Origin of the sequence: Paenibacillus glycanilyticus, assembly GCF_030161375.1 — a bacterium.
Classification (GTDB): domain Bacteria; phylum Bacillota; class Bacilli; order Paenibacillales; family Paenibacillaceae; genus Pristimantibacillus; species Pristimantibacillus glycanilyticus_B.
The window spans coordinates 207,516-229,150 of record NZ_BSSQ01000013.1 but is presented as its reverse complement, the minus strand read 5'-3'; the positions used below and the strand labels follow the sequence as shown (position 1 = coordinate 229,150).

Here is a 21,635-nt window from a genome sequence, read left to right as displayed (position 1 = left end):
CATCTTACTATAAAATGCTCACCCTTGGATACCGTATGGTCGGACCTCTTGAATCCAAGTCCATACGGCTCCAAAAGGCATCCCGCGCCTTATAAATCGAGTGCCCAATGCGGCTTGCTGTAATGGCTGACACCGCCGGAACCAACGATCACTTGTCCGCCTTTGTTGAACGTAATAAGCTTTCTGGCGCCTGTAGTAAGCAATACGGTTACTTGTGCTCGGTTTTTTTGCGCCGTGTAGACCACATAACCGCTTCTTGTAATAGTGGTCTTCCAGTTCTTATCGAACTCCGATCGTACAACCCGGCTGGAATACACTTGATTCTCATATATACCAATGCCTTTAGCTGCCATCGCCCATCCCCCTTTTCTTCGATAATCCTTGCCTTCTATCGTATTCGCGTTGATTCGTTTGGCTTGGACATCTTCTTGTATCGGGCGAAAAGCGATTGGAATTGTTTGGTTATAATTTGTAACATTATCGAAATGTAATGTTCATCTTCCTTTAATGAACATTGCCTATAATAAGTCTCAACCCCCCTTTTAATTATATAAACACTTTTAGCCCCGCAGCAGGATGCTGCGGGGCACTTTCTTTGCTATGGGGAATCTTCCTTCCCGTTACTTAAACTTGCCGACGATTTTTAGTACGGCGTCACGCGTTAATTTATTGCCGCCGACGGCAATGAGGTTGGTGGTTGCATGTGCGAGAGACAAAGGAATTTCGCAGAAGGTACGCGCAGGACCTTTTTTCAACTGTGCGAGGTACGCATCTGCCTCTTTCAGGTTGCGGCGGGTGTAACGCAGCATGTCCTTCAAATCCCAGCCGTCCGGGAAGAAATCAACGCCCCGCTCCATATCCTCGGTCCGGTTGCGCATAATATTAACCGCTTGCAAGCCGCGGCCAAACGCAACAGCTTTGACGGGATCCGTCTCGGTTCCGTCAAACCAGCGCCAAATATCCGATAACATCTCGCCTACCATTCCGGCAACGCTATACGTATATTTGTCCAAGTCCTCTTCCGTATGAATCTTCCACGAGGTTCCTACCCAGTCCGCCATTTGCTCGGCCATCATCTTAATGTAGTTATAGACGGTTGGCGCAATACCCGCCGGGCATAGCTTTGCCCATTCGTACATCCGCACCGTTACTTCTGGAAGCTTATCCCGATGAGGCTTCCATACCTGCTCGAGCGCTTCTTCCAGATTCGGCTCTTGCATTGCTTTTGCCGCGCCTAGCAGCAGTTCTTTCTTCACCGGAGCCGGCAGCTTCTCGTCATCCTCTACCTCGTCAATGGCTCTCATGCACAGATAGGCGGAAGAGACTGCTTCTTTCAAACCAGGCACAAGCTTGTTGATCGGAATAAAAAAGGTCCGGCTCGTCAGCTTCAGCATTGTCATCGCGTCGTTCAACATCATGTTTGTAATCGGAATTCCCTCCAGGCAACGGTAATCTCACGTAAACTTTCTTATGTATCCATCATACTTTAACGCTTCCCCAAAAGTAAAATTTTCGAAACAATTCAGGGATTTTGGACCGTAGTAGCCCGCTTGAATGGCTGGCTGCCCATCCGCCGACCTTAACAAACCAACTAGCTACTCTTTCCACACTCTTAAGGTCCCCTAGGGACGTTAATCTCCCAACACGCAAGAAAAGCCGAAATCCCCTGCCTACTGAGGGATTTCGGCTGACCATCGACGCCAGCCGCTATGCGGCTGCGCCTTTACTCGTCGCTTCTAATATGTTTGACAGAAGAAGCGATTTGCGCGTACAGCTTTGGATTGGAGTGGTAGCGGAACAGCTGGAACTGCGGTCTCGTATTCGCTTCTAGCAGCCAGACGCGATGCTGGCTATCGATCGCGATGTCGAGGCCTAGCTCGGTTATAAGCGGAAAATGCTTTTTCATCCCTCGGGCTACCTTATAAGCCAGCTCCCGAAGTTTTTTCTCCCATGGCTCGCAATCCTGCCGGCTCAAGCCTAGCGCATGATGGAGACGAATGGCTCTTCCCCCGCTGCTGTGATTGGTAACGAACCGGTTTGGCGCCGCGACCTTGCCCATCACGCCGAAATACTTCCATGTCTCATCCCGCCGCAAATGCATAAGAATGCGAAAATCAATCGGATTGCCGTCAATCTGGATCAGGTCGATGCCCTGCTGCATAATATATCGTTTCGTTCCAATCAGCTGCTTCAGTCTGAGAGCGGCATACTTGGCGTTCGGATACGTGTAACGGCCGCTTTCAGTGCGAATGACGATACTATCATCTTTATAATAGACTTTCATAACGCCCTGTCCCTTCATGCCCAAATCCGGCTTCACGAACAGTACGGGATAACGATCGATCATGCTGACAAAACCTTTGGGCGTGAACTGCTCCGTATCCGGCAGCAAATTACGGAGCTCCTCCTCACCCGATAAAGCTACATGCTTTAACCATTTTCTTCCCGGATATTTAATCATATAGCCTTTCATGGCGGAATCTCCTCCAGATGTACAGCAGTTACATGTCCTTCTGCATTAGGCTAATCGCTTGCTCCATACTATTCTCCAGCCCCGCAAAAAGTACCTTGCACATGCGCCCGCCCCTCTAGGAATGGGCGTTTATCCCATACCGGACAAATATCATGCTTCATATGATAATACACAGTTCCGATTTCAGCTTAAGCTACAAGACAGGAGAACGACAGATGAGCGACATCCTTGGAATTATGACCCATCGGATCGGCCATCCCGGCAGTTTTGCAAGACATGCCAAATCGGCTCTCGCAGAGAAATTCAGCGGCATTCTTGTATACACTCCGAATGATGTGAACTTAACCACCCGTAAAATTACCGGTTATGTATACCGCGGCGGAACCTGGGCAAGACAAACCTTGCCTTACCCGAAAATCAATATGGATATCGGATTTTATTCCGGTTCCCAGAGCACGAGAGCTACTTATATTAAAAAAGCGTCCTCTTTCCCGTTCACCGGCTACGGGCTCGGCAATAAAATCAGAATCCAGAAACATTTGGTTGCTTCTCCCGTTCTGAAGCCTTATTTGCTCCCTACCGAACCGGTAAAAGACGCAAGCAACTTCATCCTATTTGTAAAAAAATACAAAAGCGTTATGCTCAAACCCATTAACGGCTGGGGTGGCAGAGATATCGTACGCGTCACGCTGGATAACGGCCAATATAAAGTGCAGCAAAACCATGAGCAAACGCAATTAATGAGCGCCGCCGGCATCCGTTCTCTAATCAGCAAAGCACTCGGCAAGGAACGGCAATTGATGCAGCAATGGATCGATATCCGCAACAAGCAAGGCATTGTGTTTGATATCCGGGCGCTTATGCTGAAGAAAAGCGAAGGAAACTGGCAAACAACGGGCATTGCGGTACGCGAAGCAAGACGCGGAAAAATTACGTCCAACTTAAAAAGCGGCGGCCATGCTTATGAAGCCGATTCTTATCTAAAGAAAGAATTCGGCGACGAGAAGGGGGAAACCCTCGCCAAATCCATTCGCGAACTTGCGGAATATATTCCGGACTTTACGGAGAAATCGTACCGTTCCAGGCTTTGCGAGTTAGGAATCGACCTTGCGGTCGATACGAACGGCAAGTTGTGGCTGCTCGAAATTAACATTAAGCCCGGCAAAAAGATCATGCGGGAACTATACGGCTTCAAAGTCTGGGAACAAACTTTGCACACGCATTTCCAATACGCCCGCAGTTTGCTTCCAAAAACCAAGTAACGGAGATGGATCATGAGCACCGAAATTACAATTACCGCGGTTGGGGACTTTTTGATGAAGACGCGAATCATCAACTCCTGCAAAGGGGAAAAAGGGTATTCCTTCGACCATCTGTTTGAGCCGATTGCTCCCTATCTCCGCAACGCCGATCTGACCATCGGCAACCTGGAGACCGTATTCGCAGGCAAAACATCCGAGGACGCTTATAGCGTTGTGAAGCGGCATCCGCGAACGAACTGGCCGATGTTCAACTGCCCGGACGCTTTTGCCGATACGTTAAAAAACCTTGGCTTCGATTTTGTCTCGACGGCCAACAATCATTGCATGGACAACGGCATTAACGGCCTGAAGCGCACGCTTCGCATCTTGGACACCAAAGGCATCGCGCATACCGGTACTTACCGAACGCCAAACGAAGCCCAGCATCTCGTAATCAAAGAAGTGAAGGGCATCAAAATCGGCTTCCTTGCTTATACCAAAACAACGAATAAGATTCCGGTTCCCACAGACCACAAATGGGCGGTAGACCTGATTAATCCGGATAAAATGGTCGCCGACCTAAAAAGAATGAAATCCAAAAACGTCGACCTGACCATCGTATGCCTGCACATGGGCAGAGAATACGCAAACCACCCTATTCAAAAGCAAAAAGATATGGTGAAACTGTTATTCAAGCATGGCGCGGACATCATTCTGGGTGCCCATTCGCATACGATCCAACCGGCCGTCTTCTATAATAGCGGGAATGGCATCCGAAAGTTCGCCATCTATTCCCTCGGCAATATTATTTCGACCAGACTTTATTACAATGACCATACCTTAACCGGCCTCATCACTCAGCTCCAGGTACGCAAGCTCGAGGACGGCTCCATCCGCATCAAGAAAATCGACTTTATCCCGACCTGGACTCGAATCAATAAGTCGGCAGGCAGAAACGCTTTCCGGGTGTTCCCTCTCACTTCCCATTTAAAAAAGCTGGACCCCTCAACCGCCGAAGCCGTCCGCATGAAAAGGATGCTCCAGCATGTCCGCCAGCATATCGTCAAGGACTCCGATTCCGTAAACGCGGAAATCATCTAATCCACGCCAAAAGGCCGTACGGTGTAATCCGTACGGCCTTTCGGTCCCTCATTGCAATTATATAAGGTTTTGACCTTTAGCTATCGTTTACAGACAAACGGAGTAATTCAAATGTTCATTGAGAAGCGTAGCGCCCGCCTTTGCTCGGAGATTCCCTCAACTATTAACTTGTTCAAGGAATCTCCGAGCAACAGCGGCCGAAAGAACATTTGAATTCGCAGTTTGCTAGTAAATGGATGGTACATGGTCAATCCTTATTTAATTACGCGTCTCCCCACGATGAAACGCTCTTTATAATAACTCGAATTAATGCTCGAAACGATTACGTCTTTAGAAGGGCTAGCGTTATGAATCATTTTGCCGTCGCCGATGTAGATGCCGACATGGCCAACGTCGCTATGGTTTTTCGAACCGCTGTTCCAGAAGAACAACAGATCGCCTTTTTTGAAGTTGCCATAACCTACTTTAGTACCTACTTTTGCTTGATCATCATCATCACGGTTAACCAGAGTAACGCCAACGTTAGCAAGTTTATATACAAGCGCCGTGAAGCCGGAGCAATCTGTCGCGTAAGGGGCTTTCTTCTCTTGACGGTTCTGCCAACTTACATAGTTTACTTTACCTTTCAAGTTTAAAGCCGTGGAAACAATCTTAGCTCTTTTTGCATCTGCGGACATTGCAGCATCCGCTGGTGCATGCACCAATGCTGTAACTGGCAATGCGATCGCCACCAAGAGCGTCGCAAGTTTTGTCATAAATTTCATTTCTGTTGTTCACTCCCTATCTATCGTGATAGGGCTATTATAGAGTGGCTCTGATGCCCAATTATACCCGCAAAAATTGGAAGTCAGAGGGAAATGAAAACTGAAAAAACGCTGAAAACTAGGCGTTTCTTAGGTCTTCACCTCTTTCTGAGAAAGCGGACATCATTAATGAAGATTTTCTTATTTGTTGCCCGTAAATGGATATGCTATAATCCGATATTTTCATATTTTCACACAAAAAACCCGCTTTTCCATGGAAAAAGCGGGTACGATCAGAGCTGTCTTTTCTATTATAATGCCTTCAGCATATTTGCGATTTCGATACAAAGATCTTCCGCTTGCGGCACAAAACCTAAACGGTCGATAAAAGCATGCGTGCATCCTTTGTAACGTATCGTTCTCACCGGAACGCCGGCTTCCGCAAGCTGCCTGCCGTACACCTCGGACTGAATGCGTAGTCCGTCATATTCCGCCCCGACGCAAAGCGTAGGCGCTAAGCCTTCTTTGCTCGCTAGAAGCGGACTGACATACGGATTTCGAACATCCACTTCGCTTGGCAGGTAATTTTCCCACGCTTTCTTAACTTCGGGATCGGCTTCGGTTGGTCGTCCAATGCCTAACATCGGATCAATCATGGCCCTTTGTTCGTCCGACATGTCGAATTGGGACAGCTCCCATTGGTAACCGTTCACCCCATTAACAAACGTGACGCACGGGTAGATCAGCACTTGACCGGCAACCATGCGGGTTGCAAGATCCCGGTCCTTCACGGCCACCGCGGCGCTCAAATTGCCGCCCGCGCTGTCGCCGCCGACAACAATCCGGTTCCGGTCAATGCCATAAGCTTCCGCATGCTCGTAAATATATTGAACGGCATTAAAGCAGTCGTTGAATCCATGAGGGAATTTCCGCTCGGGCGCAAGCGAATAATCAATATTAAAGACGACGGCGTCCGCCAGTTCCGCAATCAGCCGGCAAGGATTCTCCACCGCAAACACGGTTCCGCCAATCCAACCGCCGCCGTGAATATAAATAAGACAAGGTTTATTAGCCTTGCGCATCGACTTGCGCGGGTAATACCGCCATAACCCAACCTCATTATCTCCGAGCTGAATCCGCTCATAACCCGTATAAATCTCGACGGTATTCAAATTACGATTCGGAAATCCCATCGAATCCCGTACATGCTGCAGCTGCTCTTCAGGCGACAATGGTTCCGCAGATGCTGCCGCAGTCTGCCGCGAGCTGTCTTCGAACCATTTCATCATGAGTTTTAACTCGTAGGGATCCAAGTATCCTGCTCTTGTTTCTTCGGGATTTACTTTAACAATTACCCTTGTTCCGTTCTGATCCACTTCTTCTCGCTGAGCCTGCAAGGCGCTTACAAGTTCCTGGCTATACTCTCTCATGAAATAGAAGCCTCCCGGGATGTATGATGTTATCCCTTCTTACTTCTCTTTTGACGCCGGAACATCCTTCATTGAAGCCCCGTTTACTTGCCCTGAAGGCAAATAAACCATATGGTCGTCATGCTCCGACAGATCTTCCAGCCATGAGGCTTCGGGAGGACAGTCAAGCATAATAAAACGCCCTTTTCCTTCTTCCTGATAGTGATGATATTTGACGTAGGCTTTGCCGCCTTCGACATCAAGCAGTTCAACTTTTCCAAAATCATGGGCCATCAGAAGCCTGACCCGTTTGCCAAGCTCGGCGGTCAGCTCTTTGGCTTGCTGAACAATGGAGAATTGCGTTTGCAACGACAGATTGGATTCGGGATAAGAAGAATTAGGACGGTTAATGATAAAGGAATAAGGGGAAACCCCCGCCTGGGACAACTGATCGATCAGCTTGCCTAGCAGTAGAGGATCATTATTAACGCCCTTGACGATAGGGGTTTGATTAAGCACGACAACTCCCGCCTGGTGAAGGGCATTAAAAGCTTTTTTCGCTTCGGCCGTTATTTCTCTAGGATGGTTAATTGTCGTCATCAAGTAGATCCGCTTATCCGGAGTGGAGTACTGGCTCAGCAACTCTAATAGTTCATGGTCTTCATAAATCCGCATGGGATTATGAACCGGGATTCTGGAATCGAGTCTGATCGTACCGATATGATCGATCTTCCGAAGCTCCTCAATAATTTTGCGCAGCTTAGGGAGCCCCAGCATTAGACTGTCCCCCGTCAGCACAACCTTGCGAACCTCGGCATGCTCGGCGATATAAGCAATCCCTTCTACTGCCTGGGACACGGGAAGAAGCACCATCGATTGGTAGATGTGCCTGCAGCCTGCAGGTTCCCAATTAAGATCGTGAATGCCGCGATAGGATTCTCCGGCCGATGCGATCAAGTTTTTACGGATCGGATCCTTCGGGTCATCCCAGTCAATCAAATTTAAGTAATAATCATTGACGCGAAAATGCTTCTTAAGCCTTTCCCTTTCAGCCTCCGACAGACCAGCTGTTCTACCGTTATCGGCCATTGGTTGTACCATTTCGCATCCCTCCAAAAGGTTATTAGAAGCCTCACCTATGCCGGGAAGTCCATCCCACCTCCACGAAAATGAAAAAAAGAAAAGACCCATCAGCACGGAGCATGGACATGACTCTCGTGCGTCTTGGGCCTTTAAAACAGAAAAAGACCCTACAAAGGGTCTAAAGTTTGCAATATCATTCGCAAAAGACCCATCTCGAGCTGACGAGGTTAGCTGACGGACTCGGGATAGATGGTTCCCTACAGCCAAAGACCGGCTGATTCGCCCCAAAAGATTGGTTTCCCCGCTTCTCGGCATCGCCGAGAACTAAGCTTATTATAATTATCTCACAATTCTTAATATTGTCAACAATTAATCCGCAAAAAAAAACGCCCAAATCCGTTAGAGGATTGGACGGGGACTTAATTAACTCAATAGCCTTTATTTCTTATCGACTTGAAGAAGGGATAAGTGCTTAACCGAATACGTATCTTTGATCGTCTCTTCCGAGATGACATTCAGTTTGATCAGACCGGCGATTTTCGAGGTATCGGGCTTTGAGAGCAGCCGCCACACTTCCGGATCCGGCAGCGCGGCAAACAGCTTGGCTTCATCGAATTCTTTCCGTTCCTGAGCGATAACCTTCACTTTATAGTTGCCAATCTCCAGCTCGTTAATTTCTCCTTCTACGCAATGACGGACAATCTCGCCGCGCAGCTCGGCTAATTCGAGTTCGATTTCTTTTTGCTTTTTCTTCAATTGATAATAACGTTTGACCGTCTTATCCTCCACGATTTTCACGCTCCTTCTTCACATAGGTATGATCGGAAACGTAAAAATAGGACAAGAACTTGTCTAGTTAATTGGTGACAAATTGTCTGTTCCGGTAAGCCCAATGATTCGTAGGTCCATGGCCGCTGCCGATCAATATGCCATCTTCGATGGCGGCTTGAATATAGGCTTTGGCTTGACGGACGGCTTCCTCCACGCTAAGCCCTTGAGCGAGACCCGCGGTAAGCGCGGCCGAAAACGTGCAGCCGGTGCCATGCGTTCGCGCCGTCTCGATCCGCTTGCCGGTCAGCTCCATATAGCCGCTGCCGTCATACAACAGATCAACGGCTTCGGCTCCCGCTTCATGCCCGCCTTTGATCAAGACATACCGGGCGCCACAGCCGGCCAGTTTTTTGGCTGCTTCCAGCTTATCCGCCATATTCCGAATCGGCATGCCGGTCAGATGTTCGGCTTCCGGAATGTTAGGCGTGACGATCATCGTGAGCGGCAAGAGCTTGCGGGTTAAAGCCCGCACGGCTTCTACCTGCAGAAGTGCCGCGCCTCCTTTGGCAATCATAACCGGATCAACCACAACCTTTGACCAACCAAAAAAAGCGATCGCTTCCGCCACTTCCTCGATAATCTCGGCGCTGAACAACATGCCCGTCTTAAGCGCATCAACTCCGATATCGCTGCCGACAGAGTGGATCTGCGCTTTGACCGCTTCCTTGGCGACCGGAAAAACACCTTGTACGCCTAGCGTATTTTGCGCGGTAATCGCCGTCAGAGCCGACATCCCATACGCGCCAAGCTCTTGAAACGTCTTCAGGTCGGCCTGAATTCCTGCTCCGCCTCCGCTGTCCGAGCCGGCAATCGTTAAGGCCCGCGCAATCCGGCCATTGGATATGTATTCCTCCATCTGCTATTTCACCCCGTTTATCGTTTAGTAGGAAAACCGTTCCGGCGCAAATGCCGGCAGCCTGCTGCCGGTCTCGATATAATCGGCGACGGCTTGCGCCGTTACCGGACTAAGCAGAATCCCATTGCGGTAATGTCCAGCCGCCATAATGATGCGGCCGCTTGATTCCGGCAACGGTCCAAGCAGCGGGAATCCATCCTGCGTGGAAGGCCGCAGCCCCGCCCAGCGGTGGAACGGCTCCTGCTCCGCCAGGAAAGGGAACGCCTGCTTATTCCATTTGCGAAGCCGCTCGATCCCTCGTTCCGTAACGGTGGTGTCAAAGCCCGCGACATCCTCGGATGCTCCGCAAACAAGCGTACCGTTCGCTTTTGCTACGAGATAACCTTGATTGCAAAACACCATGTGCCGCACCGGTTTAATTTCCGCTTCATATGCGCAAATCTGGCCGCGAATTGGATAGACCGGAATGCGGATATCGAATACGTCCTCCAGTTCCTTCGCCCATGCCCCGGAGCAAACGACCAGCCTGTCGCCGGTGAAGCTCCGGCCGTCCAGCGCGGTTAGAGCCAGATTCTCGCGCCAATCTTCAACCGTTACCTGGCCAAGCTGCTCGAAGATCCGGACTCCGGTTAACCGGCACGCCTGTTCAAGCGCCTGTACATAATCCGGCGCATAGACATGGCTTTCCTCCGGCGTATATAGAGCGGCTTTCACCTCGCGGGAAAGTTTAGGCTCTTGGCCGAACAGTTCGTCTCCTTCCAGCACGATGCCGCTGGATCCATGTTCGCTTTGCCACAACCGCCGCCCTTCCAGCGCGAGACGGTCCGCCTCATGGTAAGCAATATAAAGACTGCCGGACTCCGTATATTCGAACTTCTGCCCGGATACTTGCCGAACTTCATCCCGCCAGGACGGATAGAGCCGCAAGCTTTCCCGGCATAAACGGAAGAAATCATCCGGTCCTTCCACGTTCTCCGAATAAGGCGCCAGCATCCCGGCCGCAGCACCGGAAGCTTGCCCGCCGCAACGGCCGATCTCGAGAACGATAACCTGATGGCCGCGTTTCTGAAGCTCGAAGGCGCAAGATAGACCAACTACGCCCCCGCCCATAATGACAATTGTTTCTCCCATGGTTAAACCAGCTTTCTATCTTGGTATGGCCCTTATTTCACGATAAATTGCTCATGTCCGCTGCTGGCCGAAGCATAACGCTTCTTCGAAATGCGCCCGGACAAATACGAGAGACGGCCAGCTTCAATCGCCAGTCTCATAGCGCGAGCCATTCCGACCGGATCTTTGGCTTTGGCAACCGGCGTATTCATGAGCACGCCCGACACGCCAAGCTCCATCGCTTGCGCGACATCGCTGACCGAACCAAGACCGGCGTCCACAATAATCGGTACCTTGGCCTCCTCTACGATTAGACCGATGTTGTACGGATTCAGAATGCCAAGTCCCGTCCCGATCGGCGCAGCCCCGGGCATAACGGCCGCAGCGCCCGCTTCCTCCAGCCTTTTGCATAGAATCGGATCATCCGACGTATAAGGAAGGACGATAAAACCTTCTTTCACCAGAATTTCCGTTGCTTTCAGCGTCTCCAGCGGATCGGGCAACAGCGTGCGTTCATTAGCGCTAATCTCTACCTTGATCCAATCGCTAAGTCCTGAAGCCCGCGCCAGCCGCGCGATACGGACGGCTTCCTCCGCCGTGCTCGCGCCGGACGTATTCGGAAGATAGCGGAAGGCTTCCCCCTCCACATGCTGCAGGATAGAATCGTCCTCGGTAGACGCGAGATTAATCCGGCGAATCGCAAAGGTAAGCACCTCGGCCCCCGACTCCCGGATCGCTTCCTTCTGCACATAAGGACTTGGGAACAATCCCGTCCCGATAAAAAACCGCGAGGTCAGCTCATGTCCCCCGATCTGCCAAACATCTTTGTTCATCCCTATCTCAACCTCCCCCGACAAAATGAACCAGTTCAATCTTCATCATTGGCCTTACTTCCATAAACGGCCATTGTTCTTTTGCTATAATCTCGCCATCCGCTTCCACGACAACCGGCCGTTCTTCCAATCCAAAATGGAGGATTACGTCCTGTATCGTGCGGGCCTCCATCTCCAGGGTTTCTCCATTAACGATCAACTGCATGTGACGCTCCCGCTCCTTCCAGCTTGCGGAGGAAGGCCTGACAAGTGCCCGCGACATCGGAGTTGCCGACAATTTCGCTTACCGCGCAAATCCGCGTTGCTCCCGCCGCAAGAACTTCATCCACGTTGCTAAGCTTGATTCCGCCGATCGCAACAAAAGGAATACGGATCCGTTCCGCAACCTGCCGCACATAAGCGGTCGTCACCGGATCAACGACGTCGACCTTCGTTTTTGTTGGAAAAACCGGCCCCACGCCGATATAGTCAGCACCCTGCTCTTCGGCAAGCAGCGCTTCCTCAATCGCATGCGTGGAGATGCCGATAATCTTGTTGCCCAATCGGCGTCTTGCTTCCGTCAGCGAGACATCGTCTTGCCCAAGATGGACACCGTCCGCGTCTACTTCCAACGCGATGTCGATATAGTCGTTAACGATAAACGTTACGCCGTATTTCCGGGTAAGCTCGCGCAGCGCTTTGGCCTTCTTCAAGATCTCTTCCGGACTGCCGTCCTTATCCCGCAACTGAATAATGTCAACGCCGCCTTTGATCGCTTCCTCCATCACTTCCAGCATCTCCCGGCCTGGATGGAACTGCTCTCCGGTGATCGCATACAGACGAAACTCCTTCATCCTGCATTCATCTCCTCAACTCATTTATGTGTCAACCGAAATATCTCGCGTACAACGTCTTCGCGCGAACAATATCTTCCGTCCCCTGCACCAATACCCTGCCGTCCGGGAACAATACAAGCCGCTCGCCCTCCGGCAGCTCCGCTTTGAGAAGGTAAGCATTCTGCTCCACCTTCACCGCAGCCGGCTCAAGCCGTTTGCTCCAAAGCTCCAGATCAAGCGGTCCGTGTCCGCTGATCTGAACCGTGCTTCGTCCGCATAAGGATACGGTCTGATCGGTCTCCGTCACCTGTAGCGCCGGATACTCCTTCAGCTGGCAGCAAGGGCAATCTTTCTTAACCTCTCCAAGCTTCATTTCGTAGTAATAGTTGCTCCACAGATCAAAGGTAACGAGACTATTCCTTCTAGCCTGATCCGCTTCAACCAAATATTTAAGCGCTTCGACCGCCTGGTAAGAAGCGACAATATCAACTACGGGGGCGATTACGCCAATCGTATCGCAGGTTTGGCCGCCGCTGTCCGCGGACGGGAGGAAGCAGCGCAGGCAAGGCGTCTTGCCCGGCACCAGAATCGCGCTCATGCCGCGCGAACTGACCGCTCCGCCATAAGTAAACGGGATGCCTTGGCGGAAGCACGCGTCGTTCAGTAGGAACCGGGTCCGGAAGTTATCCGTGCCGTCCAGCACCAAATCCATGCCCGCCAATAGCTCTTCAATGTTATGAACGGTCACATCCGCCACAACCGCTTCGATCCGCACGTCGGAATTAATCTTGCGAAGCTTGCGTTCCGCGGCAATCGCCTTCGGAACCCCCTCGCGGACATCGTCCTCGTCGTACAGCATTTGGCGCTGCAGATTGCTCTTCTCCACATAATCCCGGTCTACGATCCGGACCAGGCCAACTCCCGCGCGGACCATATGATTGGCCAGCACCGTGCCAAGCGCCCCCATCCCGATGATGCAAACCGAGCGTTCGCCCAGCTTCTGCTGGCCTTGCTCCCCAATCGGCGCAAACAACATTTGTCTGGAATATCTCTCTAGTTTCTCATCCATTTGCCAAACCCTCCCAAAAAGAATAGTCACACAAATGGCCTCTTCAGGGCCATTGTGACGATTCTTGCTTCGTAAGCATCAACCTAAGGAATAGTCACACAATCATAAATTGCGGAAAGCGTCCTCCGCTTTAACCGGCTTCTTAATCTGACCGTGTTCCGTAAGCCAGCCGATAATCCCGTTCCACGATTCTGCGGACTGGCTGCCAAAAGGTTCATTTCCCGCATCCATTAGCGGCAGCAAAATATCCAGGCTTTGCTTCTCGATATCCGCATCCAGCGGGAAGTCGGAGCTTTGCTTATCCAGCAGCAGCTTAAGAGCTTCGTCCGGATGGCTTGCCGTATAAGCCTGGCCTTTCGCCGCAGCGGCGAGGAACCGTTTGATCGCATCGCTGTTGCTGCCGAGCTCCTTCTCGCTTGCCGTCAGCACCAGCTCGTAATAATCCGGAACGCCATAATCCGCCGGGTTGAAAGCTACCAGCTTCTCGCCTTCTTTCTCGAGAAGCAGCTTCTCATGATTGATATAACCGCCGATAATGCCGTCCACGCGTTTGGTTGTCATCGCCGGAATCAGATCCCAGCCGATATCCACATAATTTAATTTCGACGGGTCGCCCCCATCCGCCTTCACCATCGTATTAACCATGGCTTCATCCAGCGGCAAGGAGGGATAGCCGATTTTTTTGCCTTCCAGATCCTTGGGCGTTGTAATCCCCGTACCCTCAGACACAAACAGCTGATTCAGCGGATGGCGGACGATTGCCCCGACCGATACGACCGGGATATCCTCCGAGCGTGCAACGGCTACTTGCGTCTGATAGCTAAGCGCCAGATCGGCTTTGCCCGTCGCGACCAGCTTCAAGGCATCATTCGTATCCGCAGGCGTTTGAAGCTTAACCGTAAGCCCCTCTTCCGCGAAATACCCCTCTTCCTCCGCCGCGTACAAAAACGTATGTACGGCGTTGGGATACCAGTCAAGCAGTACCGTTAACTCCTGTTTCTTCGGTAAAGCAGCCGCATTGCCAGTTTCGTTCTTGGACGAACACGCTGTCAGCAGCAAAGCAAACGCAACGCTTAAAGCCAATCCCGATTGCAAGAATTTATGATTAGTTCCAAACATTCAAACTCTCCCCTTCTTCACGCTCGCCGATGCCCAAGCACCAGTCTCTCTATGATTTGTGCTGCTATAAACAAGGCAATTCCCATGAATGACAATAGTAATACGCCGGCAAAAACATCGTCGCCGCGAAGCATGTTAGCCGCCCGCTTCGTATAAACGCCAAGCCCGGATTCTCCGCCAAGCCATTCTCCTAGCGTTGCCCCTCCTACGCTGATCGCGGCGGCCATCTTAAGGCCGGTAAAAAAAGACGGCAGCGCGGACGGCAGCTTCCACTTCAGAAACAATTGCGCTCTCCCTGCCCCCATGGAGCGAAGCAGCTCCCCGATTTCCTTGTCGGCCGCGCGGAATCCGTCTGCCGTATTAACCGCAACCGGGAAAAACGTAAACAGGATCACAACCGCAACCTTGCTTCCAATCTCATAGCCAAACCACATGACCATAATGGGGGACAACGCGATAATCGGTATCGTCTGCGACGCCACGATTAACGGATATATCGTTTTGCGCGCGAGGCTCGAACTCTCGATCCAAATCGCGGACATAACGCCACAGAGGACCGAAATAGCAAGACCAAGCAGCGCTTCCCCTAACGTCAAAACAAAATGCTTGCCGAGCAGTCCCGCATGACGTCCCATTGCGGCAAATACATCCGACAACCGGGGCACGATATACGCCGGAATATGAAAGACGATCGTGGAGAGTTCCCAGAGAGCCGCGAGCAAGAGAATGAACAGGAGAATCGGAAGTTTGTCTTTCACTTGCTTCATTCGTCTCCGCCCCCTCCGGAAGAACCGATCCGGCCGAGTTGCCGGAGAATCCTCCTCTTCAAGTAGACAAAATTCTCAGCAAGCGTAGTCTCGTATGTACGGGGACGGGGCAAGTCTACCATCATGGGCACGAGCTTGCGGATTGGCGCAGAAGCAGCGACTAACACCTGATCCGATAGAAGCAGAGCTTCGTCGATGTCATGCGTAATGAACAAAATCGTCTTCCGATGTTTCTCCCATACTTCCAGCAGCCACTGCTGCAAGCTGCTCCTAGTCATGGCATCAAGCGCGCTGAACGGTTCATCGAGCAGAAGCAGCTCTCCGCCGGCGAGCAATGAACGGAGGAAGGATACCCGCTGCCGCATCCCTCCCGACAGCTCATGCGGATATTTACTTGCCGTTCCCGCGAGTCCAAGCTCCGGCAGCAGTTCCAGCACTTTGCGCCTCGCCTCGCGCCTCGCCATGCCTGCCAGCTCGAGGCCAATGGCGGCATTATCCTGTACCGTCCGCCACGGCATCAAGCAGTCGCGCTGCGGCATATAGCCGATTGAGCGGCCGCCGGGTCCCTCGGCGGCTCCGGCAACCGTGACCGTGCCGGATTCCGGCTGGAGCAGGCCGGCGAGCAGACGGAACAGGGTTGTTTTTCCCATGCCGCTGGCCGCTACAATACTAACGAATTGCCCCTTGGGCACTTCCAGATCCAGACCTTCGAATAACGGCTTGTCGCTTTCAAATCCGTAGGTTAAACCTTGTACGGATAAGCCCGGCAATCCTGTTTCCTGCCGCGGCTCCGGTGTGATCGTCCTTCCGCTCACACCGGCCACGCTTCCTCTCGGTAGGCCATGTCCCAGAACATATATTCAAGTTTGGAAGCCATAACAAAATGCCGTTCGATCTTGGCCAGCTCCGGCTCCGGCAACCCTTCGGCCAATTGATCCATTATGCCGATGCACCAATCCGTCAATTCACCGAATTCATCGGAGCTGTACATTAGAATCCAGTCCCGGTAAAGGGCATGATCAAGCGCGCCTGGAGCAGCGGCAAATAATACGCCAATCTCGCGATAACTCCACATACAGGGCAATATGGCAGCTGCAACTTCGGCTAGAGTGCCGTGCGCGGCAACGTCAAGCAGATATTTGGTATAAGCAATAGTGGTAGGCGATGGTTCCGTATTCTCCAGCTCTTCCCTTGTGATGCCGAATCGCTCGGCGTACAGCCGGTGCAGTCCCATCTCCACGTTCAGAATGGAATGGCTCAGCTCGGAGAATTTCCCCATCGTGAGGAGATCGTTAGCCTTGATGCTGCCGTAAGCGAACATTTTGGCATAATCGATTAAGTAGACGTAGTCTTGCTTGAGGTAGTAAATGAATTTCGCGGGATCTAAAGTCCCTGCCTTCAGCTCCTCGAGAAAAGGATGCCGATGGCTCTGCTCCCAGATTTCCTTGGAACTCTGGTATAGTCTTTCGGAGAATGCGCCAGCTTGCGTGGTTGTATTCATCATATTAAAGTCACTCCTTCGTTTAAGTAACCTGAGGTAACTAAACTTAGGGCGCTCGAACAACAGAAAAAGCCATCCGCGAATATACGAATGGCTGTAATTCGATCGGTTCTCTACGCCAGCATTACCTGGTTCAGATTAACGGTCAGGCAAACAAGTTGCCTATCTCAGCCAGACTTTATCCAGCACCCGCACGCTTATGCAATTAAACTCACTATAACGGAAATGTGAATTATAGGCAATAACCTGTTTATTCGCCTTTGCCTGGCTTGTTTGCTCCGCCGGCCTCTTCCTTCTTGTCAGCTCCGGCTTTAGGCCCTTTGCTGAATACCCGCTTCGCGCTTTTCTTCTTTTCTGCTTTATCCCAGCGGCTCCAGCCCTTTTTGCCCGTTCCTTGTCCGACGCCGCTCTTTTTTGCTTTAGTCAATCGATACCGCTCCCTTGTGTTCTAATACGGTGTATTGTACCAATAGCCCGGTGCAAATAGCAATTATTGCGCGAAAATCAAACCTCCGGCTCCATCCCGCAGACGCCGTAGAAGAACAAATGGAGTAACTCTTCGAAAAACTGTTCGCCTTTCCCGCTCTGCTTCGCCTGCTCCAATAATCGGTGAGACTGGGCCATTAACAGATTGATATAGTTAACGATCATATCCGTAGACACTTTATCCGAGATTTGGCCTTGTTTCTTGCAATCGTCTATGAACCTGGTCATAAGCGGCAAAGCCGTCTGCTGGGTCACTTCGTCGATGTAGGCCGCAAAAGCCAGATCATTGCTCATCATCTGCTGGATAAACTCCGGCGTAAACTTACGGAAGGCATCTTTATCGGTTAATACGGCAAATTGAACAAATTGCTGGAACGTTGGACCGCTGCCGATAAATCGTTCAAACTCCGTTACCTGCTCCGTTACATATTGCTTGAAGACATCCCGAATGAGATCCTCTTTGCTGCCAAAATAATTATAAATCGTCACCTGCGACACCCCGGCTTCGGCAGCGATGTCGGCGATGCGAATATGTTTAGGTTCACAGGTCTGAAGCATCGTAAGGACGGCAGCTCTGATCTTGGCTTTAAGCTGCTCGGCTCGTTTTTCAAATCCGTTCATGTTCTCCTCCGGCTCTTGTATAAAGATCAAGTAATGAAATTATAACACATAAATATTTCATAAATCCCATTGACTTCTTTTCTAGCCGAGCCTATCATATTGATGAAATATATATGCATTAACATTTCATAACTTTTCGAAAGAAGGTGCGGTCAGCATGCTGGTCGTAGACGGTTTAACAAAGCTTTTTCCGGGCGGCAAAGGCATTAGCGACGTTTCTTTTACGGTGGAACAAGGCGAAGTATTTGGCTTTCTTGGCCCTAACGGCGCAGGGAAATCCACAACGATCCGGCATATAATGGGCTTCATGAAGCCCGACCGGGGAAACGCGTTGATTAAAGGGATGGATACGTGGAAAGAGCAAGGCACCGTGCAGAAACTGGTTGGCTATTTGCCGGGGGAGATTGCTTTTGTCGAAGGGATGACAGGCAAGGAATTTCTCGAATTTCTGGCACGGATGCAGCGCGTTGACAGCACAATCCGGCGCAAGGAGCTAATCGAACGGCTTCAGTTCGACGTGACTACCCCCATTCGGAAAATGTCCAAAGGAATGAAGCAAAAGGTCGGCATTGTGGCTGCTTTTATGCATAACCCGGAGCTCATTATCCTGGATGAACCAACCTCGGGTCTTGACCCGCTGATGCAGCAGCTGTTTATTGAGCTTGTCCTGGAGGAGAAAGCGCGGGGTACAACCTTCCTCATGTCTTCGCATAGCTTCGCGGAGATCGAGCGAACCTGCGACCGCGCCGCGATTATTAAAGATGGCGTGATCGTGGCGACCAATAACATTCACGAGCTGCAGTCGATGCAGCGGAAGCTCGTGGCGATCGTGTTCGAGCATCCGGAAGATGCGGAAGCTTTTGCCGGTGGCGGCCGTATTCCGGTGGAATCCCGGGACGGGCGAAGAGTCACCGTTGCCGTGCAGGGCAATTATAACGAGCTGATTCATGAAGCCGCGAAATACAAGGTTCGCAGTCTGGATATTACCGCGCAAAATCTCGAGGATGTCTTCATGCAATACTACGACCGGACTGGCGGCAAGGAGGCTGCTGCGTTATGAACTTTCCCTTATTCAAGCAAATGATGAAAATTCATGCGAAGGGCATGAGCAACTATGCGTTTGGCTCAGCCTTTTATATACTGCTGATGTTCTGGTTGTATCCCGGCATTGCGGACAATACCGGCGCGTTAAACGAGCTGTTGAAATCAATGCCCGAGGGCATTGTGAACGCCTTTAATATTCAAGGCGGATTCGGCAGCATGGAAGCTTTCATCTCCGGCGAATATTACGGCCTTATCCTTCCTTTGCTATTGTCCATATTCAGCATTATGCTGTCGACCGCGCTGATGGCACGCATGGTGGATCAAGGCTCGATGTCCTACCTGTTGTCGACGCCAACAACCCGCAGACAGGTTGCGGTTACGCAAGCGGGGGTATTGTCGGCAGGACTGCTGCTTATTATGCTGGTGACGACAGGAGCCGGAATGCTTGGTTATGTCTGGTTTATCGGGGATAAGTTTGAGTTCAACGGGGCGCGGTACATCGAGATGAACGTTGTCGCCTGGATGTTGTTTATCGCGGCAAGCGGCATTGCCTTTCTAGTCTCGTCGGTTATGAACGATGAGAAAAAAGCGCTTGGCACCTCCGGCTTTATCATCGTCGGCATGTTCGCTCTCGACATGCTTGGCAAAATCAGCGGCAGCGTCGAATGGCTGCGTTACGCTTCCATCTTCTCGCTGTACCGGCCTAGCGATATCGCCGCCGGCAGCGGCGACCCGTTGCTCGCTTCGCTTGTGCTTCTGGCGATCGGCATCGCCTGTTATGCCGCTGGCGCGATCGCCTTCAGCCGGCGCGATCTGCCGCTGTAGCGGCGGCTTATAATTCTTCCAGCGTCTCGAGCGTAAGCAGCATATGCTCAATCAGCTCGGGCAGATCATTCATCTGTTCCTCGTCAATACGCCGGTTGAAGCGCAGCTCAACGGTATTCTTATAACGCCCGTTGCTGCTTTCGCGCTCGCCGCCGTATACGAAGCATAACGTCTGGGTAAGCAGCAGCTCTGCTCCCCAGTGCTCCCGCACGGCCGCTTCAATACGCGGACATTCCAGTTCCGCATCGGCAACGGTTAGATGGAAGATCAGGCGAAGGCCGCAGCCCGGCGGTTCTCCATCTTGCAGCTCAAGCAGCTCGGTTGCCAAATCGCGGAGCGAGGTATCGAGCCGGATCTCGGCAGCTACCCGTTTGGCCCGGTCACCTCCGGCCAGAATGAACCGCAACGAGAAATCGCGCGACATCACGGCCATATCCAGACGGTCCACGCGGTTTACGATCCGGATCCGTTCGTCCAGGTTGTCCAAATCGTACAGTTGGTTCTCCAGAGCGACCTTCAAATTATCATATATCGTCGGATCAAATAACATCGCCATACACAAACCTTTCCAGCTTCTCGAGTGCCGCCTCGTCAAAGGCCGCGGAGTTATCGTAATACAGCACCGACGATTCCGGCAGCTCCCACGCCAGCGTTCTCCGGCTTAGCGAAAGCGAGAAGGAATTCCAGTGCTCCAGCTTGTATTGATCCATGTCCAATCCGCGCTGCTCAATCCGGCTATAATGAAGCCGGTCATCCCGCAAATAGACAATTGCCGCCTTCACGTCGACGTCCTCCAAAGAAGCGCCGATCGACGCAAGCTCCGTCACGATCCAAGACGGGTCGCCGATCTCTTTCGTGAACGGACCGATAACGAAGGCATCGATCCCAAGCTCGGTATTTTCAAGCGCGGCATCCATCGTAATCCGGTAACCAAGATCCCGGCATAACTTCTTGTACTCCTCCGAGTCCCGGTCATTCGGGTCCAGCCCCGCGACGGTCATAATCTGCACGGCGGCAGGCCGCAGCATCGTGTCCATATCAAATACAGCCGCGCCGCGTCTCTTCGCGAGAGCCTTGGCCAGCGTTGTTTTCCCCGCTCCCGCTCCGCCTACGAAAAACACAAGCTTCCGCATGACTCTTAGCCTCCTACTTCTGCTGCAGCTGCTTCCAGACGGTCTTGTTGCTGTATTCCTTCGAGCTGCTGATGTCTTGGCCAAACCATTCCGGAGCCTCGAACGAATTAGCGGCTTCTTCCGAGTCAAACTCCACTTCAAGCACGGTCAGCTGAATTTGGTCATACACGTCAATCTCGATTACAATCCCGTTCCAGTCCGCGGTAATCCGGTTCTTCGTCAGGGCTACGGCGCCAAACGCCTTCACGACCTGCTCGTACAATCCTTCGTTAATGGAATACTCCACTTCCTCGCGCTTAATGCCAAAACCTTTCTTAAACGTATGCGTATATGTAATTTCGCCGCTTGCCACATCCGTGATCCTGCGTACGCGCAGCTCCTGATCGGCTTCCAGCGCCAAATAAGTCTGTTCAATCCGCTGCTCGAAGCGAACCTGAATTTGGTCTCCCAACTGCTCGTAAGGTACCGCCAGCAAAAACTTGCGTTCGATCTCTAATGCCATAAATGGTTCTCCCCCATAATGATGAATTTGCTTAATCATACCATAATAACCCGCCAAAACGCGCCAAAAAACC

The 21,635-nt window shown here is 51.5% G+C and carries 26 protein-coding genes and 1 riboswitch; of the genes, 4 read left to right on the top strand and 22 right to left on the bottom strand.

The window, feature by feature from the left end:
- Positions 1 to 89: 89 nt before the first annotated feature.
- The 3 genes from QQK89_RS15740 to QQK89_RS15730 form a co-directional block, all read right to left on the bottom strand.
- The gene (locus QQK89_RS15740; RefSeq protein WP_284239575.1) at positions 90 to 353 is read right to left on the bottom strand and encodes a hypothetical protein; all 264 of its coding nucleotides are present in this window, start codon (positions 351 to 353) and stop codon (positions 90 to 92) included.
- A gap of 267 nt (positions 354 to 620) precedes the next feature.
- The gene (locus QQK89_RS15735; RefSeq protein WP_284239573.1) at positions 621 to 1,418 is read right to left on the bottom strand and encodes a phytoene/squalene synthase family protein; all 798 of its coding nucleotides are present in this window, start codon (positions 1,416 to 1,418) and stop codon (positions 621 to 623) included.
- Positions 1,419 to 1,723: 305 nt separating this feature from the next.
- A complete protein-coding gene (locus tag QQK89_RS15730) occupies positions 1,724 to 2,473 on the bottom strand; it encodes a YheC/YheD family protein (RefSeq protein WP_284239571.1) in 750 nt (249 codons plus the stop codon).
- A 215-nt stretch (positions 2,474 to 2,688) separates the two neighbouring features.
- Here QQK89_RS15730 and QQK89_RS15725 point away from each other — a divergent pair, with 215 nt between their 5' ends.
- Both QQK89_RS15725 and QQK89_RS15720 read left to right on the top strand, forming a co-directional pair.
- Positions 2,689 to 3,735 (top strand): YheC/YheD family protein, encoded by a 1,047-nt coding sequence (locus QQK89_RS15725; protein WP_284239570.1) that lies wholly within the window; start codon positions 2,689 to 2,691, stop codon positions 3,733 to 3,735.
- A gap of 12 nt (positions 3,736 to 3,747) precedes the next feature.
- Positions 3,748 to 4,815 carry a CapA family protein gene (locus tag QQK89_RS15720; protein WP_284239568.1) on the top strand — a complete coding sequence of 356 codons (1,068 nt, stop codon included), beginning with the start codon at positions 3,748 to 3,750 and terminating at the stop codon, positions 4,813 to 4,815.
- Between the two features lie 254 nt (positions 4,816 to 5,069).
- Here QQK89_RS15720 and QQK89_RS15715 read toward each other — a convergent pair whose 3' ends face one another.
- The 16 genes from QQK89_RS15715 to QQK89_RS15640 form a co-directional block, all read right to left on the bottom strand.
- Positions 5,070 to 5,579 (bottom strand): C40 family peptidase, encoded by a 510-nt coding sequence (locus tag QQK89_RS15715; RefSeq protein ID WP_284239566.1) that lies wholly within the window; start codon positions 5,577 to 5,579, stop codon positions 5,070 to 5,072.
- Between the two features lie 290 nt (positions 5,580 to 5,869).
- On the bottom strand, positions 5,870 to 6,988 hold the full coding sequence (locus QQK89_RS15710) for an alpha/beta hydrolase (RefSeq protein WP_284239565.1): 1,119 nt from the start codon (positions 6,986 to 6,988) through the stop codon (positions 5,870 to 5,872).
- A gap of 39 nt (positions 6,989 to 7,027) precedes the next feature.
- A complete protein-coding gene (locus tag QQK89_RS15705) occupies positions 7,028 to 8,068 on the bottom strand; it encodes a KamA family radical SAM protein (RefSeq protein ID WP_284239563.1) in 1,041 nt (346 codons plus the stop codon).
- 185 nt (positions 8,069 to 8,253) lie between these two features.
- Positions 8,254 to 8,391, bottom strand: a riboswitch (cyclic di-AMP (ydaO/yuaA leader).
- A gap of 97 nt (positions 8,392 to 8,488) precedes the next feature.
- Positions 8,489 to 8,839, bottom strand: coding sequence for a hypothetical protein (locus tag QQK89_RS15700; RefSeq protein ID WP_284239561.1), 351 nt, complete (start codon positions 8,837 to 8,839; stop codon positions 8,489 to 8,491).
- 67 nt (positions 8,840 to 8,906) lie between these two features.
- The gene (gene thiD, locus QQK89_RS15695) at positions 8,907 to 9,737 is read right to left on the bottom strand and encodes a bifunctional hydroxymethylpyrimidine kinase/phosphomethylpyrimidine kinase (protein ID WP_284239559.1); all 831 of its coding nucleotides are present in this window, start codon (positions 9,735 to 9,737) and stop codon (positions 8,907 to 8,909) included.
- A 24-nt stretch (positions 9,738 to 9,761) separates the two neighbouring features.
- Complete coding sequence (gene thiO, locus QQK89_RS15690; RefSeq protein WP_284239557.1) at positions 9,762 to 10,868, bottom strand: glycine oxidase ThiO; 1,107 nt, start codon at positions 10,866 to 10,868, stop codon at positions 9,762 to 9,764.
- 32 nt (positions 10,869 to 10,900) lie between these two features.
- Positions 10,901 to 11,680 carry a thiazole synthase gene (locus tag QQK89_RS15685; RefSeq protein ID WP_284239555.1) on the bottom strand — a complete coding sequence of 260 codons (780 nt, stop codon included), beginning with the start codon at positions 11,678 to 11,680 and terminating at the stop codon, positions 10,901 to 10,903.
- Between the two features lie 7 nt (positions 11,681 to 11,687).
- A complete protein-coding gene (gene thiS / locus QQK89_RS15680; protein WP_284239554.1) occupies positions 11,688 to 11,885 on the bottom strand; it encodes a sulfur carrier protein ThiS in 198 nt (65 codons plus the stop codon).
- The gene (gene thiE / locus QQK89_RS15675; protein WP_284239553.1) at positions 11,869 to 12,513 is read right to left on the bottom strand and encodes a thiamine phosphate synthase; all 645 of its coding nucleotides are present in this window, start codon (positions 12,511 to 12,513) and stop codon (positions 11,869 to 11,871) included. The genes thiS and thiE overlap by 17 nt, the downstream gene beginning before the upstream one ends.
- Positions 12,514 to 12,544: 31 nt before the next feature.
- Positions 12,545 to 13,564 carry a thiazole biosynthesis adenylyltransferase ThiF gene (locus QQK89_RS15670; RefSeq protein WP_284239552.1) on the bottom strand — a complete coding sequence of 340 codons (1,020 nt, stop codon included), beginning with the start codon at positions 13,562 to 13,564 and terminating at the stop codon, positions 12,545 to 12,547.
- A gap of 102 nt (positions 13,565 to 13,666) precedes the next feature.
- Positions 13,667 to 14,683, bottom strand: coding sequence for an ABC transporter substrate-binding protein (locus QQK89_RS15665; protein WP_284239550.1), 1,017 nt, complete (start codon positions 14,681 to 14,683; stop codon positions 13,667 to 13,669).
- 17 nt (positions 14,684 to 14,700) lie between these two features.
- Complete coding sequence (locus QQK89_RS15660; RefSeq protein WP_284239547.1) at positions 14,701 to 15,450, bottom strand: ABC transporter permease; 750 nt, start codon at positions 15,448 to 15,450, stop codon at positions 14,701 to 14,703.
- Complete coding sequence (locus QQK89_RS15655; protein ID WP_284239546.1) at positions 15,447 to 16,265, bottom strand: ABC transporter ATP-binding protein; 819 nt, start codon at positions 16,263 to 16,265, stop codon at positions 15,447 to 15,449. Before QQK89_RS15655 ends, QQK89_RS15660 begins: the two co-directional genes overlap by 4 nt.
- On the bottom strand, positions 16,262 to 16,954 hold the full coding sequence (gene tenA, locus QQK89_RS15650; RefSeq protein ID WP_284239545.1) for a thiaminase II: 693 nt from the start codon (positions 16,952 to 16,954) through the stop codon (positions 16,262 to 16,264). Before tenA ends, QQK89_RS15655 begins: the two co-directional genes overlap by 4 nt.
- Positions 16,955 to 17,201: 247 nt before the next feature.
- On the bottom strand, positions 17,202 to 17,378 hold the full coding sequence (locus tag QQK89_RS15645) for a DUF3934 domain-containing protein (protein WP_284239544.1): 177 nt from the start codon (positions 17,376 to 17,378) through the stop codon (positions 17,202 to 17,204).
- Positions 17,379 to 17,455: 77 nt separating this feature from the next.
- Positions 17,456 to 18,058 (bottom strand): TetR/AcrR family transcriptional regulator, encoded by a 603-nt coding sequence (locus QQK89_RS15640; protein WP_284239542.1) that lies wholly within the window; start codon positions 18,056 to 18,058, stop codon positions 17,456 to 17,458.
- A 157-nt stretch (positions 18,059 to 18,215) separates the two neighbouring features.
- Between QQK89_RS15640 and QQK89_RS15635 the strand changes: the two genes are divergently transcribed.
- Positions 18,216 to 19,118 carry an ABC transporter ATP-binding protein gene (locus tag QQK89_RS15635; RefSeq protein WP_284239540.1) on the top strand — a complete coding sequence of 301 codons (903 nt, stop codon included), beginning with the start codon at positions 18,216 to 18,218 and terminating at the stop codon, positions 19,116 to 19,118.
- The gene (locus QQK89_RS15630; RefSeq protein ID WP_284239539.1) at positions 19,115 to 19,927 is read left to right on the top strand and encodes an ABC transporter permease subunit; all 813 of its coding nucleotides are present in this window, start codon (positions 19,115 to 19,117) and stop codon (positions 19,925 to 19,927) included. The genes QQK89_RS15635 and QQK89_RS15630 overlap by 4 nt, the downstream gene beginning before the upstream one ends.
- A gap of 7 nt (positions 19,928 to 19,934) precedes the next feature.
- Here the strand turns inward: QQK89_RS15630 and QQK89_RS15625 are convergent, their stop codons facing one another.
- The 3 genes from QQK89_RS15625 to QQK89_RS15615 are packed head-to-tail and all read right to left on the bottom strand — an operon-like array spanning position 19,935 to position 21,562.
- On the bottom strand, positions 19,935 to 20,483 hold the full coding sequence (locus QQK89_RS15625) for a hypothetical protein (RefSeq protein ID WP_284239537.1): 549 nt from the start codon (positions 20,481 to 20,483) through the stop codon (positions 19,935 to 19,937).
- The gene (locus tag QQK89_RS15620) at positions 20,467 to 21,060 is read right to left on the bottom strand and encodes an AAA family ATPase (RefSeq protein WP_284239535.1); all 594 of its coding nucleotides are present in this window, start codon (positions 21,058 to 21,060) and stop codon (positions 20,467 to 20,469) included. Before QQK89_RS15620 ends, QQK89_RS15625 begins: the two co-directional genes overlap by 17 nt.
- Before the next feature lie 13 nt (positions 21,061 to 21,073).
- Positions 21,074 to 21,562, bottom strand: coding sequence for a CYTH domain-containing protein (locus QQK89_RS15615; RefSeq protein ID WP_284239532.1), 489 nt, complete (start codon positions 21,560 to 21,562; stop codon positions 21,074 to 21,076).
- Positions 21,563 to 21,635: the final 73 nt, after the last annotated feature.

What these genes read in the sequence shown, in the direction of transcription:
- thiO (WP_284239557.1), bottom strand. Translation starts at nt 10,868, where the DNA reads ATGGGAGAAACAATTGTCATTATGGGCGGGGGCGTAGTTGGTCTATCT.
- QQK89_RS15630 (WP_284239539.1), top strand. Translation starts at nt 19,115, where the DNA reads ATGAACTTTCCCTTATTCAAGCAAATGATGAAAATTCATGCGAAGGGC.
- QQK89_RS15710 (WP_284239565.1), bottom strand. Translation starts at nt 6,988, where the DNA reads ATGAGAGAGTATAGCCAGGAACTTGTAAGCGCCTTGCAGGCTCAGCGA.
- QQK89_RS15635 (WP_284239540.1), top strand. Translation starts at nt 18,216, where the DNA reads ATGCTGGTCGTAGACGGTTTAACAAAGCTTTTTCCGGGCGGCAAAGGC.
- QQK89_RS15715 (WP_284239566.1), bottom strand. Translation starts at nt 5,579, where the DNA reads ATGAAATTTATGACAAAACTTGCGACGCTCTTGGTGGCGATCGCATTG.
- thiD (WP_284239559.1), bottom strand. Translation starts at nt 9,737, where the DNA reads ATGGAGGAATACATATCCAATGGCCGGATTGCGCGGGCCTTAACGATT.
- thiE (WP_284239553.1), bottom strand. Translation starts at nt 12,513, where the DNA reads ATGAAGGAGTTTCGTCTGTATGCGATCACCGGAGAGCAGTTCCATCCA.
- tenA (WP_284239545.1), bottom strand. Translation starts at nt 16,954, where the DNA reads ATGATGAATACAACCACGCAAGCTGGCGCATTCTCCGAAAGACTATAC.
- QQK89_RS15660 (WP_284239547.1), bottom strand. Translation starts at nt 15,450, where the DNA reads ATGAAGCAAGTGAAAGACAAACTTCCGATTCTCCTGTTCATTCTCTTG.
- QQK89_RS15730 (WP_284239571.1), bottom strand. Translation starts at nt 2,473, where the DNA reads ATGAAAGGCTATATGATTAAATATCCGGGAAGAAAATGGTTAAAGCAT.
- thiS (WP_284239554.1), bottom strand. Translation starts at nt 11,885, where the DNA reads ATGCAGTTGATCGTTAATGGAGAAACCCTGGAGATGGAGGCCCGCACG.
- QQK89_RS15625 (WP_284239537.1), bottom strand. Translation starts at nt 20,483, where the DNA reads ATGGCGATGTTATTTGATCCGACGATATATGATAATTTGAAGGTCGCT.
- QQK89_RS15740 (WP_284239575.1), bottom strand. Translation starts at nt 353, where the DNA reads ATGGCAGCTAAAGGCATTGGTATATATGAGAATCAAGTGTATTCCAGC.
- QQK89_RS15665 (WP_284239550.1), bottom strand. Translation starts at nt 14,683, where the DNA reads ATGTTTGGAACTAATCATAAATTCTTGCAATCGGGATTGGCTTTAAGC.
- QQK89_RS15620 (WP_284239535.1), bottom strand. Translation starts at nt 21,060, where the DNA reads ATGCGGAAGCTTGTGTTTTTCGTAGGCGGAGCGGGAGCGGGGAAAACA.
- QQK89_RS15705 (WP_284239563.1), bottom strand. Translation starts at nt 8,068, where the DNA reads ATGGTACAACCAATGGCCGATAACGGTAGAACAGCTGGTCTGTCGGAG.
- QQK89_RS15670 (WP_284239552.1), bottom strand. Translation starts at nt 13,564, where the DNA reads ATGGATGAGAAACTAGAGAGATATTCCAGACAAATGTTGTTTGCGCCG.
- QQK89_RS15725 (WP_284239570.1), top strand. Translation starts at nt 2,689, where the DNA reads ATGAGCGACATCCTTGGAATTATGACCCATCGGATCGGCCATCCCGGC.
- QQK89_RS15735 (WP_284239573.1), bottom strand. Translation starts at nt 1,418, where the DNA reads ATGATGTTGAACGACGCGATGACAATGCTGAAGCTGACGAGCCGGACC.
- QQK89_RS15685 (WP_284239555.1), bottom strand. Translation starts at nt 11,680, where the DNA reads ATGAACAAAGATGTTTGGCAGATCGGGGGACATGAGCTGACCTCGCGG.
- QQK89_RS15720 (WP_284239568.1), top strand. Translation starts at nt 3,748, where the DNA reads ATGAGCACCGAAATTACAATTACCGCGGTTGGGGACTTTTTGATGAAG.
- QQK89_RS15615 (WP_284239532.1), bottom strand. Translation starts at nt 21,562, where the DNA reads ATGGCATTAGAGATCGAACGCAAGTTTTTGCTGGCGGTACCTTACGAG.
- QQK89_RS15640 (WP_284239542.1), bottom strand. Translation starts at nt 18,058, where the DNA reads ATGAACGGATTTGAAAAACGAGCCGAGCAGCTTAAAGCCAAGATCAGA.